14 protein-coding genes are annotated in these 17,153 nt (G+C 38.9%); 4 read left to right on the top strand and 10 right to left on the bottom strand.

Annotated features, from left to right (window positions below; translation table 11 throughout):
• Positions 1 to 78: 78 nt before the first annotated feature.
• The 4 genes from KNP00_RS03160 to KNP00_RS03175 all read left to right on the top strand — a co-directional run bounded on the left by KNP00_RS03160 (position 79) and on the right by KNP00_RS03175 (position 2,327).
• A complete protein-coding gene (locus KNP00_RS03160; RefSeq protein WP_240542661.1) occupies positions 79 to 843 on the top strand; it encodes a hypothetical protein in 765 nt (254 codons plus the stop codon).
• A 106-nt stretch (positions 844 to 949) separates the two neighbouring features.
• Positions 950 to 1,360 (top strand): MarR family winged helix-turn-helix transcriptional regulator, encoded by a 411-nt coding sequence (locus tag KNP00_RS03165; protein ID WP_215142140.1) that lies wholly within the window; start codon positions 950 to 952, stop codon positions 1,358 to 1,360.
• 23 nt (positions 1,361 to 1,383) lie between these two features.
• Positions 1,384 to 2,022, top strand: a complete 639-nt coding sequence (locus KNP00_RS03170) for a nitroreductase family protein (protein ID WP_215142142.1) — start codon at positions 1,384 to 1,386, stop codon at positions 2,020 to 2,022.
• Between the two features lie 20 nt (positions 2,023 to 2,042).
• Positions 2,043 to 2,327: a putative quinol monooxygenase gene (locus tag KNP00_RS03175; RefSeq protein ID WP_215142144.1), complete on the top strand. Its 285-nt coding sequence runs from the start codon at positions 2,043 to 2,045 to the stop codon at positions 2,325 to 2,327.
• A gap of 259 nt (positions 2,328 to 2,586) precedes the next feature.
• Here KNP00_RS03175 and KNP00_RS03180 read toward each other — a convergent pair whose 3' ends face one another.
• The 10 genes from KNP00_RS03180 to KNP00_RS03225 all read right to left on the bottom strand — a co-directional run bounded on the left by KNP00_RS03180 (position 2,587) and on the right by KNP00_RS03225 (position 17,148).
• Complete coding sequence (locus KNP00_RS03180) at positions 2,587 to 4,125, bottom strand: hypothetical protein (protein WP_215142146.1); 1,539 nt, start codon at positions 4,123 to 4,125, stop codon at positions 2,587 to 2,589.
• Between the two features lie 128 nt (positions 4,126 to 4,253).
• Complete coding sequence (locus KNP00_RS03185; RefSeq protein WP_215142148.1) at positions 4,254 to 4,511, bottom strand: hypothetical protein; 258 nt, start codon at positions 4,509 to 4,511, stop codon at positions 4,254 to 4,256.
• A 14-nt stretch (positions 4,512 to 4,525) separates the two neighbouring features.
• Complete coding sequence (locus KNP00_RS03190; protein ID WP_215142150.1) at positions 4,526 to 4,984, bottom strand: hypothetical protein; 459 nt, start codon at positions 4,982 to 4,984, stop codon at positions 4,526 to 4,528.
• A gap of 7 nt (positions 4,985 to 4,991) precedes the next feature.
• The gene (locus KNP00_RS03195; protein WP_215142152.1) at positions 4,992 to 7,346 is read right to left on the bottom strand and encodes a DEAD/DEAH box helicase family protein; all 2,355 of its coding nucleotides are present in this window, start codon (positions 7,344 to 7,346) and stop codon (positions 4,992 to 4,994) included.
• A complete protein-coding gene (locus tag KNP00_RS03200) occupies positions 7,339 to 7,668 on the bottom strand; it encodes a nucleoside triphosphate pyrophosphohydrolase (protein WP_215142154.1) in 330 nt (109 codons plus the stop codon). Before KNP00_RS03200 ends, KNP00_RS03195 begins: the two co-directional genes overlap by 8 nt.
• 768 nt (positions 7,669 to 8,436) lie before the next feature.
• On the bottom strand, positions 8,437 to 10,143 hold the full coding sequence (locus KNP00_RS03205) for a DUF6119 family protein (protein WP_215142156.1): 1,707 nt from the start codon (positions 10,141 to 10,143) through the stop codon (positions 8,437 to 8,439).
• Between the two features lie 503 nt (positions 10,144 to 10,646).
• Entirely contained in the window at positions 10,647 to 13,634 is a 2,988-nt protein-coding gene (locus KNP00_RS03210; protein WP_215142158.1) for a type III restriction-modification system endonuclease, read from the bottom strand.
• Between the two features lie 12 nt (positions 13,635 to 13,646).
• The gene (locus tag KNP00_RS03215; RefSeq protein ID WP_215142160.1) at positions 13,647 to 15,491 is read right to left on the bottom strand and encodes a site-specific DNA-methyltransferase; all 1,845 of its coding nucleotides are present in this window, start codon (positions 15,489 to 15,491) and stop codon (positions 13,647 to 13,649) included.
• 2 nt (positions 15,492 to 15,493) lie between these two features.
• Complete coding sequence (locus tag KNP00_RS03220) at positions 15,494 to 16,342, bottom strand: hypothetical protein (protein WP_215142162.1); 849 nt, start codon at positions 16,340 to 16,342, stop codon at positions 15,494 to 15,496.
• A gap of 23 nt (positions 16,343 to 16,365) precedes the next feature.
• Positions 16,366 to 17,148: a DUF4391 domain-containing protein gene (locus KNP00_RS03225; RefSeq protein ID WP_215142164.1), complete on the bottom strand. Its 783-nt coding sequence runs from the start codon at positions 17,146 to 17,148 to the stop codon at positions 16,366 to 16,368.
• Positions 17,149 to 17,153 lie beyond the last annotated feature (5 nt).

Genomic DNA, 17,153 nt, shown 5'->3' on the forward strand with positions numbered 1-17,153 from the left:
GGAAATGATTTGAATAAGCCTTTAGACTGAGGTCTCACCCCGTCTTATCGGGTATATTGGTGGAGAGGTGACGTAATGATGAAAAAACGAATCGTGATCGGTATTGTCTGTGGGCTTCTCGCTGGCGGGATTTTCGTATATACGACGCTTGAAAAATCAGAAGCGCAGGAGGCATACGGCACATACGTAAAAGAGACGTACAATGAACAACCCGATATCGAGCTGTCACGCGACTGGCACATGGGCGGGTATACCGGAGAAATGACTTTGACGAAAGAACCGTTCGCTGGCACTTATTATCTTGTAACGTATGGGAACGGCTCCATCCACGATAATGTGCTCGAGACGTATTGGGAACGTGAGGCGGAACGAACGATTCACGAGCGGCTCGTGTCAGAGGGAATCTTAAAGGAGGAAGAGACCGTCCGTGCGGAGGTGCCGATCGGTGTGTCCGATGATACGCAAGCGAAAGTGAGCCCGAAACCGACGTCGATTTATGAAACGAATCCGAAGACGTATCTCGACGTCTCGCTCATGTTTCATGAAGACTGGAACAATACCGACGAACAGAAACAACGGATCCTCGACGTCATGCGTGCAGTAGAGTCCGACGTCTATTCGGTTCACTTCTCGTTCGACGGAAAACCAGGAGGTGACGACGACTTTACGGAACGGTACATGATGTTCACGCGCAAAGCGTCTGACATCGACCCGTCCTTCCTCGACGTGCGAACGATCGAGGACTTGAACGCCTATGACCGTCTATACGGATTCGACGAGACGACGTTCACGACGGAATATCGATTTGATGGCACCCCAATCGAAGAGGAGACGACACCATAATTTCGGTGTCGTCTTTTTTTGAGGGTTTGACTTTACAGGAAATCCGAAACGTTGTATCGTTTGACAAGTCAACGATTGATAAATCAAATGAGAAAGGTGGGACGCAATGGACCTACGTGAAATTAGCCGATTACTTTACCAAATCAAGTTGGCAGAACAAAACGTCGCATCGTCGTTCGAACGGGAGACGGGCTTTAGCCTGACCCGTTACGAGATGCTACAAGTCGTCAAAGAACGAGACGTTTGTTCGCAACGCGAAATTAAAGAAGAGATGAGAATCGACAATGCCGCGATCACCCGACACTTAAAGATCCTTGAAGAAAAAGGATATGTCGTCAGAGAGCGGAACGCGGAAAACCATCGCGAGATGTTCGTCCGTGTGACAGAGAAAGCAGAGCAAGATCTTGGGCACTGCGAACGAGACGAACAGGCCAACCACCTCGTCTTACAAGCCTTGTCTGATGAAGAGATTCACCAATTATCCGGGCTGCTTCAAAAATTGAACAGTCACACCTAACTAGAGAAAGAAGGAATTCACCAATGGCAACTACATTCGAAAACAATACATTCAAAGACGTCATGTTCGGACGTAAATCAATCCGTGTGTATGACGAGAACGTGAAAATCTCACAAGAAGAGATGCTTGAGATGATTCAGGAAGCAACGACTGCCCCATCATCGGTCAACATGCAACCGTGGCGCTTCGTCGTCGTCGAAAGCCCGGAAGCGAAAGAGACGCTCAAGCCGCTCATCAAGTTCAACACACGTCAAAACGACACGTCGTCAGCGATGCTTCTCATCTTCGGAGACATGGAGTGCTACGAGTACGGCGAGCAAATCTACGATCAAGCGGTCGCAGCAGGCAAAATGCCACAAGAAGTTCGTGACCAACAGCTCGGCGCGATCATCCCATACTACAAAAACCTCTCGAAACAAGAGATGAACGATATCGTGAAGGTCGATGCGAGTCTCGCAGCGATGCAGTTCATGCTCACAGCCCGTGCACACGGCTATGACACGAACCCAATCGGCGGTTTCGAGAGAGAAGAACTCGCAGAAGCGTTCGGTCTCGATAAAGACCGTTACGTACCCGTCATGATCTTGTCTGTCGGGAAAGCGGCAGAAGAAGGGTACAAATCAGTACGTCTTGACGCGCAAACGGTCACATCATTTAAATAAGCCAAACGGAGGGAAATCCCATGATTTTAGTAAACGCCATTTTTGACGTAAAAGAGTCAGAGTTCGATAACTTCTTAAATGACATCAATAAACTCATCGACTCATCGAAACAAGAAGAAGGTTGCCTCGGCTATGAACTCTACCAGTCAACGTCTTCAGAGAACCGCTTCGTCATGATCGAGAACTGGGCCGATCAAGCGGCGATTGAGAAACACAACCAAAACCCAGAACTCCTCGCGTTCGCGCAGAACGTCGCCAACTACGTTACGGCGAAGCCAGTACTCCACGTGACGGAAGTCAACTAACACGTTGAAAGACGAGTTTTCTGATAAAGTATACGAAGACCTGAAGTGCGAAGATGAGCCTGACAAAAGTGGGTTCATCAGATTGATATTCACTTGATGGCATAAAAAGCGTTCGACCCGTCAAGGTCGAACGCTTTTTTGTGACGTCACATGAAATCGTCGTGATTTGCTCGCTTCAAGTGAAGAACTGAAATAACGGTCTCCCCGATATTCAGTTCATCAAAAAAACCGCCCCGACCGAAGTCAGAGCGGCATCGTGTTATAAGACGAAAATCGCTGCAGATACACCGACGACACCGACGAGCGCCATCGCATATACCGGCACACGTGGCATTTCGCCATTGTTGTCGAGTGCTTTCCCGAACATATAGAAGACGATCGGGTGCACGAGGAACGGCATCGAGAAGATGAGCGGAATGAGAAGCGACGCTTCCGTTCCGAACATACCGCCTTGAACCGCTGCGAACAAGCCGAAGTGCGAGATCGCTGACGACTGTGCCATCGTCGTGTAGTCAAACGCAATCGTGCTGAACGTCAAGATGACGAGACCCCCGAAGACGGCCATCATCTGCCATCCGAACGAGAACTGCATGAGTGCTTTCACTTCTTTGAAGTCTTCCCCGTTCGCCGCACGCAAGTTTTTCAATGCGAGCGCCGTGAGGCCGAGACCGACCAGGACGATGAGTGCTGTCGGTAAAATCCAAAGCGCGCCGTTGTCCGCACTGACCGCGAGGATCGAGAAGACGAAGATATGTCCGAAGAACGGGATGTTGATCATGATCGGGGCACGCTTCGCCGCCGCTTGACCGAAGTCTCCAGCCGTACACGCACCTGTGAGACCACTGTGTGAAAGTGAGCCTGCCATACCTGGGGCGAGATTACGGATGTGACCGGTACGAGCGAACCACATGATGAGTGCGATTCCACCGAACATCCAGAACAACTGTCCGAAGAAACCGTACACGAGAATCGAGTTCATCCCTTCGATCGCGAACGCGTCACTGATTCGTGAACCACCGACCATGAAGTTGGCAGCCAAGACGACCGGGATCCCTGCGAAAAGGAGCGCACGGACAGTCGGTCCATACGTCCAGTTGTGGAAGATGGCACCGAGTGCCGAAGAGATCAGCATCGCAAAGAAGATTTGTGGGAGCGCGATGATCGGTTGAACCGTTGTCGCGATCAAGAACGAGACGAACAAGATGACAAGCAAGAGGACTGTCTCGATGACACCTTTTTGCATATATACTTTCTTATCCTGAATCTGTGCTTTATGGTCGATGAGTAAGAACGACGCGGCAAGACCAAGGAGCGCGAGGATTGGGTAGTAAAGCGCAATCCCTTCAGCCGTACCCGGCTCGATTGCCATACGGAAGAACCCTTCCAAACCGACGAGCAAGAAGAACGAACGAAGGATGAAGATGAACTGCGTACGCCCTGTCCCGAGGAACATCTCCTCTTTTGCAGGGACGACGATGTCCTCCATGTCGAGCTCTTGTTTGCTTAAGATTTTACGAAGTTCCTGTCCACCGACGAAGAACGAGACGACTAGCGCGATGATCGTCGTCCGTGACAAGAAGTCGACGAGTGGGAACTCAGGAAGGCCTGGCGTGGCGATACCGAGCTCGACCATCCCGAATCCGAGTCCAAGACCGAAGATGACGATGACGAGAATTGGCGAGAATCGCGTTCCGGCCACGACCATGCGAGATAAAATGACCATCGGGATGATGAAGGCCATAAGCAACCAGAATTGGTTGATCAGTTGCATTTGAGATAATTGCTGTACAAGTTCCATTGACTAACCCCTTACATAATTTTTAGCATACAGTAATGAAGTGTACAGGAATGAACATTGTGTGACAATAGGGTGTGATGTTTTGTAAACATTGAAAGCGGAACCAAGTGAATTTGGTCCCGCTTTCGTTAAGTATTGGATTGTCTGAGGCCCCAAATGCCTTTATTTCCCGTGGAATAGAACAAATCCTCTTTCCCGGTAAAGCTCGCCGAATCACTGGAGTGCGCCCGAATCTGTTTATTGACGTGCCCTTTCCAGTCTTTATAGCGATCGAGCTCGAGTTGATAGTATGATTTTTCGACATACGCATAAATGTCTTGTAAAGATGCCGTCCCACCGTGGTGTCGGAGAGCGAATTGGATTTTACGTAGTAATAGGCGTTTCATATTACCCCACCTTTCTACTTCTGTTTCATTTTAAAGTAGTCTTCTAACTTGTTTTCAACTGCTAATTGAATAGCAACATGTGCTTCTTTAGTTGGAATACAGTACTCTTCTCTGACAATAAGTTTCCCATTCGCATTCTTAAATGGTGATTTACCTGTTCTTGGTGATTCTGTCGTCAATTTTGCGAACGGTAATGAGGATAAGTGGTTTTCAACTTCCGCTTTTGAAAATGGCTTGTGAAAAACTTTGCTTATCCCATCTAAAGAATGCGTTTCACACTGGTCTCTCACCATATCATAATATTCGTTTGCTATACTATCTGCGGATATAGGCTGAAACCACTCCTCATGTCCTCTTTTAAGCATAATCTTGATGACGTTCATTTTATATGGACCTTGCCGTTCAGAGCTATCAATGAAGTCGCAAAACAGTTTAACTGTAGTGTCAGTCTCTGCTATCCCCGACATTGCCATGTTTCTCTCATCCCTCTGCTTTCTTACTGAAGTAGTAATGCAATCGAACATCAACGATTTGCTTTACCCACTCATACACAATCGGACTTTGAAGCGTTTCTTGAAGTTCGATGTGGAGCGTTTCATTCTCGACATAGAACGGTCCTTTTGCAATCTTGTCAAACGGCATACGAAGTAATAGTTTCTCTATTTTTTGCTGATTGAATGGTTGTTGGAAATCTTTCGTTTTTCCATCAATCTGCTGACGATATGGTTTCTCTACAATGTAGTCGTAAAAAGGATAAGCCGCATCAGCTGCTCTAAGTGGCTTGTACCAATTCTCTTCCCCTCGTTCTAACATGATAGACATGACGACCATTTTATAGCTTTTGGTCATGCTCGTGTATTCCACCTCGACGAGAAGCGACTTCACATCATTGTATATTATCGTTTCTTCCTCAATTAGTTCTCCGAGTTTATGCAAGAATCCGAAGAACCCACCAAGCTTTCTCCATTCGGAACGATACGCATCTATAGAGTACTCCCCTCGTTGTATTAACTCCATGTAGCTCGGACGTCTACCCAATTCTTCTTTCACCATGAAATAATTTTGTTCAAGTAATTGCTGACGTGTTGAGGAACGTGTCACCATTTTCTTCAGTAGGTCAACAGTTTGTAAATCAAACTCAATTGTACATGACGAAGGTAGATCAATCGTAGTTGGTAAGGAATTCACTGTATCTTGTCGGCTAGTCGTCAACAAAGCCAGTTTCTTATCAATATTTTTATAGTTCCCAATCAAATCGATAATCGTACAGTGTGTCTTCCCTTTTGATAGACGTAACCCTCGTCCGATTTGTTGAGTGAATACTGTCAATGATTCAGTCGGACGACAGAACAATAGCGTATCGATTTCAGGGATATCAACACCTTCATTAAATAGATTCACCGCAAAAATGATGTCTAATTGTCCATGCTTTAACTGAGCAATCACTTCGGTGCGATCATACTCGGCCTGACTATGAAGTGCTACCGCCTGCACTCCTTGTCTCCTGAAATAATCCGCCAAATATTCAGCTTGTATAACGGATGAACAAAAACCGAGTGCCCTCGATTGATGATGCTCTGCCCAAGCCTTATAAATCTTCTCGGCAACACTTTCTTTTAACTGCTCTGCTAATAATTCTTCTTGATCATAACGACGTCCATTGATTAGACGAATTTGAGAGTAGTCGATTTCATCGTAGATTCCAACGTAATGAAACGGAGTCAAATACGATTCTTCAATCGCTTCCGTAAAGTGCATCTGGAAAGCGACGTTATCATCACAAAGTGCATATACGTCTCCCCCGTCTAAGCGGTCAGGCGTAGCAGTCAAACCGAGTAAGAACTTCGGTTGAAAATAATCTAGCACACGACGATAGGACGGGGCCGCTGAATGATGAAACTCATCCACGATAATCAAATCAAATTGCTCCGGGTTATATTGCTCCATTCTTTGTTTCGAAGCTAACGTTTGAATCGAGGCGAACACGACGTCAGCAGTATCTTGATTTCTTGATTCACCACCGAGTAGTAACCCGGTCTTCCAGTCAGGCGCCACATTAAGGAATGACTTTTCTGCTTGTAACAAAAGTTCTTTTTGATGCGCGACGAAAAGGACGCGCTTAAATTGACGAGCAAAAAATGCACTTAAATACGTCTTCCCTAATCCGGTCGCCAAAACGAGCATCGCCTTTTTACGGCCTTCCCCCATTGTTTCCCGGAGCGCAGTCAAAGCTGCATCCTGGACAGACGTCGGCGTAATCGAATCATCTTCTATGTAAACGGGAGAATGTTCAGCGACCTCCAACTCTTTCATTCGATCCTTTCGCGCCTCATACTCTTCACGATAAGGCTGTAACGAGACTGGATTCATCATTTGCGCATATTCACTATAAAATAATTCATGGAACGCAGCGACTGACTCTTCAAACACTTCCTCTGACACACTCGAAGGAATCTCAACATTCCATTCCACTCCATGATTTAGCGCGCTATGTGATAAGTTCGATGACCCGACAAAAAATGTACCGCTTTCTATTGTACGGAACAAATATGCCTTTGGATGGAACGATCTCCCTTTTGAACGGTATAGCCGGAGCTCGATGTTCGGGATTTTCAGAAGCATATCTAGCGCATCAGGGTTGGTGAGATACAGATAGTCCCCCACCAAGATTCTGATTTGCGCACCACGTTCACTCGCTTTTCTTAGCGAAGCGGATAATTCTATCACTCCCGACACTTGAGCAAACGCGACGACCATATAAATTTCAGTCGCCGCGTCTATATGTTCTTGTAAAGGGATGCCAAGATTGCTCGTATGGAGTCGTAAATCACTCATGCTCGAGGACCTCTTCTAAAAATAGACCTTTTTCAAAACCGCCACGTATTTTGCGTTTCTCTTCACGTATGCGGTTCAATTCATCGAAGTCTGCCCCATGCATATTTCCGAGTGTATAGACCAACTCCAAAATGTCAGCTAACTCTTCAAGAGACTCTTCATCAATGTTCGTTTCTTCATACTCTTTGATTTCTTCGTAGAGTTTCAATCGTGATTGCTCGAAGTGTTCGGCTTGAGTAAGTTGCTTCACAATCGGGATTTTTCCTGATTCGTGAATGATTTCAGGGATCTGGTCACGGATTAACTTATTAAGTCTAGTCATGTTAAATACTCCTTTCCCCTCTAATTGCATAACTTAAGTAAAATCAACTTAAATAAATTCCTTAAATAATGAATTTATAATATCAAGTTGCTTTAACCTATTTATGATGAATAATAAATTTAATCAAGAAAATATAAACGTGAACACAGAAACCCATGACGGTTTCTTCGTGTAGAATGAAGTCACAACAACACACATTTAGACGAAATCCCAGATACGAGTCGGAACGTGCATAAAAACTCTATTTGAAGATGAAGACTAACTGTGACGCCAAGACGAAGCTTGGCGACGTGATACGCCGAGCAATCACCGAGAAGCTTTGTACGACCTGGTCCCTGAAACAGATAGTCAGTCGCCACGCCAATGACAGAATTGCCATCTCGACAATCTAATTTATGCGAGACAAATCGACACGATCGTGACCGAACTCTGACAAAAGGGAACACATCTAATAAAACCTGTCGAGACGATCATTGAGCGAAGATTTGGTTCTATCTTGAACTGCCGATCACTTACCGTACTTTGGCTCAATTGAGGGGCAATCTATTCGGTGCATAATGCCTTTCTGGACTACCACGGCGGACCGAGGTAAGGAGTTCAGCCATCACTATTGCATTCAGCTGCCTATGTATTTCGCCGACTCGTACTCATAGTAACAATGGGGGAGCCACTAGGATTACAACAAGCTCCACTGCGAGTTTTTTCCGAAGAAAACATACTTCTCGAAGATGGGGCATGGCGAGCTCACGGATACGCTCGCCAAAATCATCAGACGGTCGAAGAAGTGTTGCGCTTCAATTTTTTATTTGATTTGCTATTCAAATCCTCTCTTAAATCTTGTGCAATAATAATTTTTGGATTATAATTTAAAGACTTGATTTTAGTTAACCACTCAATAATTTCAATTTTAAAGTATATAGATTTATTTTTTGATATATCTATCGTTCCATCGTGCCGAATAATATTTTGTAATTTTGTAACAAATAACATTGAAATATTACTAACATTGGAAATATCATACTCTGACAGCACTTCCCTATCCATGTTATAAATGTCAGTGCTGTGCAGTGACTGTTTAATACAATAACGCATTTCTGCTGTATCTCCAATTTTCACATGTATTAAATCTTTTTCGTCTCTATTGTATAAATCTGCAAATTCAACACTCTTGAAACTTGAGTGGTCATTCTTTCTATCCAGTAACTCATAACCAAATTCATTTACTAAATATATATTATATGGATATTCAGCATATTTTACTTGATCATAAGTTTTCGGACTTGTTTTTTGAATTTTTCTTCCTTTTTTTAATACCGATTCATCTAAATTAAATTTCTCATCGCAAATAATATAATCATTGACTTTTAAGATTTCTCTGTTGATAAAATCCATATATGATTTGTTATAGCTTGCCCACTTCCCTTTATAAAGACAAAAGTTTTTTCCGCGAAAGTCGATACTATAATCAATTAATTTCATTAGAAAAACTTTCGTTGTTTTTTCTCTGTTTAACCTTATAGATACTTTCGAAATATCTTCACACTCCAGTGCCTTTAAAGCAGCTGCTACGGAATCGATTGTAAAAGTCTCCAACTCACAACTTTTCTTATATACTATTTCGATGATATCATCACTTGCCGGGTTAATAAAAACCTCACCATTATCCTCCATAAAATATGATAATGAAACATTCGTTTCTTTATTCAATATTGAATTTAATAAATATCGATTTAAATCTGAAATCAGCGGTAAACTATCTTCATTTTCTTTAATAAGAAGCATTCGTGATAATCCACCTACCGCGCTTTCATTACGTAGTAAATAATCTAATTCATGAATAATATCTAATATTTCAGTTGGTTCATATGAATTAACACTCAGTCTTACTGATGTTCCAAATTTCATATTATCGGAATACTTAAACAGTAAAAATTTAGAGTACTTATCCTTAAGTTTAATTTTACTTACTACTAACTCATGACTTTCCCCAACTTCTGAAGAAACGAATGCATCTGCGTGATATTGAGTAAGCGCTCTACTTTTCGATTGATTCAAAAATCTAGCTGACTTCACTTCTACTGAATTATCATCATAAACTCTCTCGGCGATATCAAAACCGAAATCTAAATCAGCTGTAGTATTGACATAGCTATGGCCCCGGCCAAGCGATATAACATATAAATTTCCCTTTAACTCCGTAACAATAATTCCAAAAGCTGACTCCACTATTTTTCTTTGTATTGAACTATCTCCAAAATATTTCCCCCAATAATTTGACCACTTAATTTCTGCTGCTTCTTCTCTGTCTAACTTAAAGAAGAAATCAACATGGATTTTTTCAGATATTATTTTATCTCCAATCATTATTTTACTTTCGTGAACTTGTGATTCTCCTATCCTTGTCATTCCTTTTTCTTTCATTTCTCTAATTAAACTTTCTTTAGTAAGTATTTGTTTATATATACTAAACTCCATTAATTCAACCCCTAAATAATATTAATAGCTAATCATATTCACGAATGATAAATAGCAAAAAAAGCGAAAATTTAAATATCGTAATCTTTGCTCAGAAAAAACAACGATAAGGATTTTCGCTTTGTTTCAACAATTTATTGTATCGACTTTATTCCTCCTTTTTAAATATAGATTCCTTCTTGCAGTCATCACACGATTTATGCCACATCAAGACTCAAAGTAAGTTCTGATGTGGCACAACTTTAAGTAATTGTATCGAGTTGGATTCTCTGATACCATTTTTTTAATTTTTAGTACATTAATGTAATTTATGCTTAATTTCAAATTTCATACCGAAAGTTTTGAACTAAATTCAATAAAACATCCTAAACGGAATGGTTTTTAATCACAGTTCATATTGTCTTTACTTTTTAGTCAAATCATATATATAGAATTCTATTATCACATTATGACAATTCGAGAAAGCTATAAAAGGCATAGGTAATAAAAATGAAAAAGATATACTATATATTTAATTTAAACTGTTCATAGCTGTTAGCAATTTTATAATTGACCTTGTTATCTAGTGCAGCAAAGTGCTTTCGACCGCAGGCGATTTTTCCATTCTCATTCATTCGAAGATCTTCTTGATCGGTACTTCCCTTTGTTTCTACAACAAAGAATAAGGTTTCTACCTCTTCTTTTTCGACAAGTACAGCCCAGTCAGGGTTATAATTGCCTAGTGGAGTATCGATTACGAACGATGAAGGAAGTTTCACAAATAATTTAACATCCTCATCATTATTGAGCTTTTCAGCAAACGTCCGCTCCACATTTGAATCATATCGAATATAATTATAGACAGATTTATCATTAGATACTTCAATTGCATTAGCCTTCATATAGCCCACGAGCTCTTGATGCTCAAATAATGATTGCTGATAAAAGGCATGTTCACCTATACGTTCATATTTAATGCCATCAACAATTAACTTCTTCTTTTCTCTGTTAATGATTTTCATCACGGCTTCCATGAATGCTTGTGGATTTTTCTCAAAGTCTTTCAAGCGTTTGGAGCCAATTAAGATGTCAACAAGTGTACGTCTTTTAAGGTTGGTCTGTTCCTGTAAATAACGCAAAATGTCTGGGAGACGTCGTTTCTCTTCTAGCGCTTCATATACACGCATTGTCTGACCTTCTCCAGATACCCCTGATTGGTCCACCTTCAATATTGCATTTTCTCTTTTAATTTTCCTAGACTTGAACGCGCCCAGCTTCTGTATCGCATCTATACATTTGCTCTTAAGTGTATCGGAGTCCAAATCCACTGAATAAGTCGTCTTGTATTTTATCTGGTTCCATAGTTGATTAAACTCGTCGCTTAGAAGAACTTCTTTATTCAGCATAATCTCTACTTCTTCTTTCTTATTGAAAATAGGCAGCTTCTTAATAGAACTTCTTATGACACTTTCAATATCTTGCTTAATTTCCTTAAATTCATCTGGAACATCGAAAGTTTCAGATGCGATTGCTTCCTTTAGCTTGTTTTCAACTTTTCCTTTTTTATCAAGAAACTTTTCTTTAAGAAGGAAGGAATACACTTTGGCAGAATATTCATAGCCGATTTCTTTAGATTCTCCAGTCATCTCATCTGTCATAGTAATTGTGGAAAAAGATTGCTCTTCAAGGTATCCAAACTTAAGACCTGTCTCATCTTCCATTTCCTTCTGAAGTGACTCAGCAAATTGTTGGTATGATTCATTTGCGATTACCGTAAGGACATTCATATTTTCATCATATTGTCTTTGTCCATCCTGATTCACGGCTAAACGCAAACCACGTCCAATTTTTTGCCGTTTAGTGAAAGGATCCTTGGTTTCAACTAAAGTACATATTTGAAAGACGTTCGGGTTATCCCAGCCTTCTTTTAAAGCAGAGTGGGAAAAGATAAATCTTAACGGCGTCTCAAAACTTAGTAATTTTTCTTTTTCCTTCATAATAAGCTCAAATGCTGACTCATCATCTTTATTTGAACGCAGGCTTCCATCTTTCGCAAATTTACTATCCTTAAAGTTTCCGCTCTTATCTTGTGAAAAATATCCGTCATGAACTTCATTTGCGCTCTGATTAGAAATGTACTGGTCTTCTTCAAAGAGCGATCGATACTTAGGTAGCTGAATAAGGGAAGCATACTCTTCTTCAAAAATCTCTGCATACTTTCCTTTCTGCCAAGGTTGTCCCTTTGGATAAACTCGGTAGTTCTCTACTTTGTCTAGAAAGAAAAGAGTAAGCACTTTAATTCCTTGGTGTACAAGTCTTTTTTCCTTGTCTAAATGAGTCCGTATTGCTTCTCTTATTTGATATCTCTTGAGTAGGTCATCATCAATTCCACCAATCGATTCTCCAAGTTTCAACGCTTTTCCATTTTCAAATTCAATCATTTCGTTTCCAGGATAGCAGTCAATTCCTTCAACAATATAACCGCGGTAAAGTTCCCGTTCGCCAGATAATAGGTACAAGTTGTTCTTATTATTGGGATTTATTTCCTTTTTGACTCTAGTGACAGTACCATTTTTCTTTTTTTCATCTATTTCGACAGTAGCTTTATATCCGTTTTTATTAGAAACGTTAATAAGCTTAATATACGGATCGTTAAAATCTTCATCGGAATTGATGGATAGTACTTCAATTTTCTTAACAAGCTTCTTCTCATAGGCATCTACAGGATCCAGCTTGTACATTAGATTGTACGTATCCCTATGGGTTGCAGAATATCGCAATTTACAAAGTGGATTCAATGAAGCAATGGCTTCCTTTGCTTTGTCCGTGTTATCAACACTTTGCGGCTCATCAATAATAACGATAGGGTTTGTTTCTTGAATATATTGAATTGGCTTTTTCCCGTTCATTGTGTCTCTTTCACGGTGGATAAGGTTGGCCTTGTTCTCTTTTTCTGGATCATCGAAGCTTTTCTTAAAGGCATCGATATTAATTATCATTACTTCAATGTTGGTGCTAGTTGCATATTCACGGACTTGTTCTAGTTTCGATGAATCATATTTGAAGTAGTGACAATGCTGCCCAGGGTACTCATTTGCAAAATGCTCTTCTGTCATCTGAAACGATTTATATACCCCTTCACGAATAGCAACGCTAGGTACAACAATAATGAATTTTGAAAAACCATATCTTTTATTCAACTCAAATATACTTCTGGTATATACATATGTTTTTCCCGTACCAGTTTCCATTTCGACTGTAAAGTTCCAGTCTTGAATACTTGTACTTTTTTTAAGATGATTTCTCACCTGTACTTTTTGAACATTTTCAAGAACTTCCGTTTCAGACAACTCCAGCTTGTTTCCGATACCTAGCTCCGTATTCTCTTGTCCGACAATATCGCCCATACTAACGGTGAAGTTAGATACTTTCACTGTTTGGCCTTCAAAAATATCTGTAATGGAATGAATGGCATCAAGCTGGTATTGTTGTTCATCAAATTTAATCTTCATGTCATCACTCCTTTATATCACTCGAATATCTTCTACACCATATTTTTTCAGGATTTGCTGGGCATTTGTACGAACAGTGTCGTCTTTGAATCCTTCATCATAAAAAACAATGCGTGCAGGTTGTTGTTTTGCTAATTTTTCAATATGTTCTAAAGTCAAGTCCCGTTCTAAGCATATTAGTAAGTACCCCATACCAATAGAGTAAATCCTCTTCCCCTCAATTAACTTTTCTTCGACTGGAATAGCTAAATCAATCCCAAATTTGATTATAATTTCATAAACTACGTCTTCCTGAGCACGTCCATCTTTTAATGGTTCTATAAAATCAAGCAAACTTTTTTCTATATCAAAAGTTTCTTCATTCCATAACTTGAGATTGGTCTCGTCTAATTTAAATACTCTATATCCAGTATCTAACTGAACTTCATTGCCTACTCTTTGAATGATTTCTTTTCCGGATCTATTTAATCTCTCCTTTCCCACATCACAAATCGATTTAAATCCCATTTTACCAGCATCTGACTCATCATTAATTTTTTCTGGAAGCTGTACAAGAATAAATTGATTTTCATAGCCCATTTCTAAATTATGCTCCATAACAGCATGTCCGAACGATGCGGATCCCGAAAAGAAATCCATAACTATACCTTCTTTTTTTGCAAAAATACTTAATAGGTACTTTAAATATTCAATAGGTTTAGGGTTTTGAAACACACGATAACCATCAAACAAATCCTGCACAACTCTTGTACCATTGTTATATATACCAACTTGATCTCTAGGAATAATTGATGTTGGTGCACCAGTTGCGTCACCTAAATGCTTTTTAATATATATATTCCATTTTGCCTGATCACCCTCATCAGTAACCAGAGGACCTTTATTCGTCTTTTTAAAAACAACTTTGTTTTCATTTAAAGCTTTATCAAAAGTTTCTTTAATAAAACGATAGATGTATCCTTCTTTAGGTTTTACCTTTGTACCGTCTGGACATTCAATAAAATATTTTTGATTATCATTTGTTGAATCGTTTCTAAATACAAAATCTTTTTCTCTATATAATCCCTCTTCATCTTTTTTCGTGTATAGTTTTATTGCTTCTTTGGACAAGGGTGCATTTAACTGTTGAACATTTTTAATATTTTTCGCATAAACTAAACCATATTCATGAGTAGAGGTGAAAAATTTCGGTCGTATTCCCCCACCAGTGGAGCAATTCCATATTGTAGTTGAAATAAAATTAAATTCTCCGAAAATTTCATCACAGATTTTCTTTAAGTTAGAATATTCGTCGTCACCAATTGATATAAAAATATATCCTGATTCATTTAATAGATTTCTAGCGATTTTTAAACGCGGATACATGAAGTTTAACCAATTCGAATGAAATCTTCCTTCTAAAATTGTATTTGATTTTAACGAGTTCTCTAATCTATTCATGTAACTTGTAACGTTATCTCTGTAATTATCTTTATAAATAAAATCTTTACCAGTATTATAAGGAGGATCAATATATATAAAATCAACTTTATTATTATATGAACTCTGGAGAACTCTTAATACTTCTAAATTATCTCCTTCAATATATATGTTTTTTGTTTGATCCCAGTCTTTGCTTTCGTATTTTGAAGGCCTCAAAGTTGCAGTTGTTTGCTTCTGAGCTAATTTTATTGCTTCACTCTTTCCGGGCCACTTTAATTCGTATTCTTGATTTTCTCTATTAACAAAGAGTCCTATTTCTTCTCGTAGCTTATCTAAATCAACTTTACTTTCAACAAATGCACTTGGAAAAAGCTCTTTAAGTTTCTCATACTTATAATTAACTGAATCAAATGTCTTACCATTCATTTTCTCCATGATTACACCTCGTTAAAATAATTTTTAATATTATCAATTGTATAGCCTTTAGTCATTTTTTTTGAAAAGTAAACAGCATTTTCACTTTTATTAGGCTGGTACATTTTTTTTACTTTCAAACCACTTTTCTCAAAGAACTCATTTCTATCAATAAACTTTAATACAAAAAATATATTGTTTTTCTGATAAACTCTTATATGAAAGAATGCTTGATTCTGTTTTTCAAACTGGAGGAGTTCTTCAAGAGTTTTAAAATTAGTCTCTATATTTCTTGCTTTATCGAAATACCAATTTAAATCAACTTTATCGTTCGAATACCTACAAAAAAATGGATATGTTAAAAAATCGTCCTTTCTTTGAATTTCTTTAGAGATTTTACAAAGAAAGTCCCTATCCATGTAATTTTCTATAGCATAATTAGGCAGATGTCTTTTAGCTACTTGAGTAGATTTTATTTCTACAGGAAATACTTTAGATTCAACTAATTCATTTAAAGTTTGAATCGAAATTTTTCCGTAATCACCATTTTCTATTTCACTATTTATCTTATTTAAAAATAAATGTATGTCTTGGGATTTACTATAAATCAATCCATCAAAGGGTGCGTGTTTTTTAAACATGTCAGTTCTGAAGTTATCGTAAGGTATATAAGCTACTCCATTGTGTTCTAAAACGCATTCAAGTGCATGCTCAGCTCTTTTACCATTTTGAGTGTTTAATTTTTTTTCAATTAACGATCTGTTTTTTTGCCAAGTATTCACAGTATATTCGCTTATCATTTGAGCTTCTTTAATATAGTTATCTTTTAATGGACTATTAACTACATATACTCCATTCTCTAATAGAATCATTGTTTACCTCCTGATTAAACAGTTTATTTTTCATCTCTTACATCAATTATTGTGATAATTTCATTTAGCTTAACACATTTTGATTTTTCCATATTTTTTATTTTCATGTGAATTTCTATTTTTCTACCAAAATTAATTTGATCTTCAAGTACCTGATGTAATCGTGCAATTTCTCTACTACACTCTTGTACAATATTAAGTAAATTAATCACTTGATCACGCTTATCTTTGCAGGAAGGGAGTTTCCCTACTAGCCGAATTACCTCTTCGCATTTTATCCATTGTTGAATATCCTCGTAAATGCTATATAGGCTTTCAAAAGATAAATTCGAAACGAACAATGAATTCATTAATTTGGTGTAAGGCGTATCATCTTCTTGTGGATTAAACCAGTCGGTTTTAGTAGGTTGATCAACCACAACTTTTGTCTTGTCATTTTTATTAAGCCTTTTATGACTTGTACTCATAAGAAAATGACCTTCTGGTGATGACAAGACTAATACTACTGGATTAAAAATAGCTTTATGAATAGTTCCAATGATCCGGTTTATATTTTTCATATCTCTGAGTTCTACATATATCCAAACCACTTCTGAGTAATTGAATTCATCAACTTGGTAGACTGGGATATTCATACTCTGCTCATTCATAACACTTAAAAGGTAAATACTCTCTATCTGAGATGTGAACATTTCTTTCTCAGATTTCGAAAGGTTCGCTTGTGTAAAAAATGCTTTCTTTGGTATTTTACGATTTAGCACAGCACGTTGTGGAATCTGCAAACGATGAATCAACCATTCCTTCATTTTAT

The organism is Exiguobacterium qingdaonense (assembly GCF_018617855.1).
Taxonomy (GTDB): Bacteria; Bacillota; Bacilli; order Exiguobacteriales; family Exiguobacteriaceae; genus Exiguobacterium; species Exiguobacterium qingdaonense.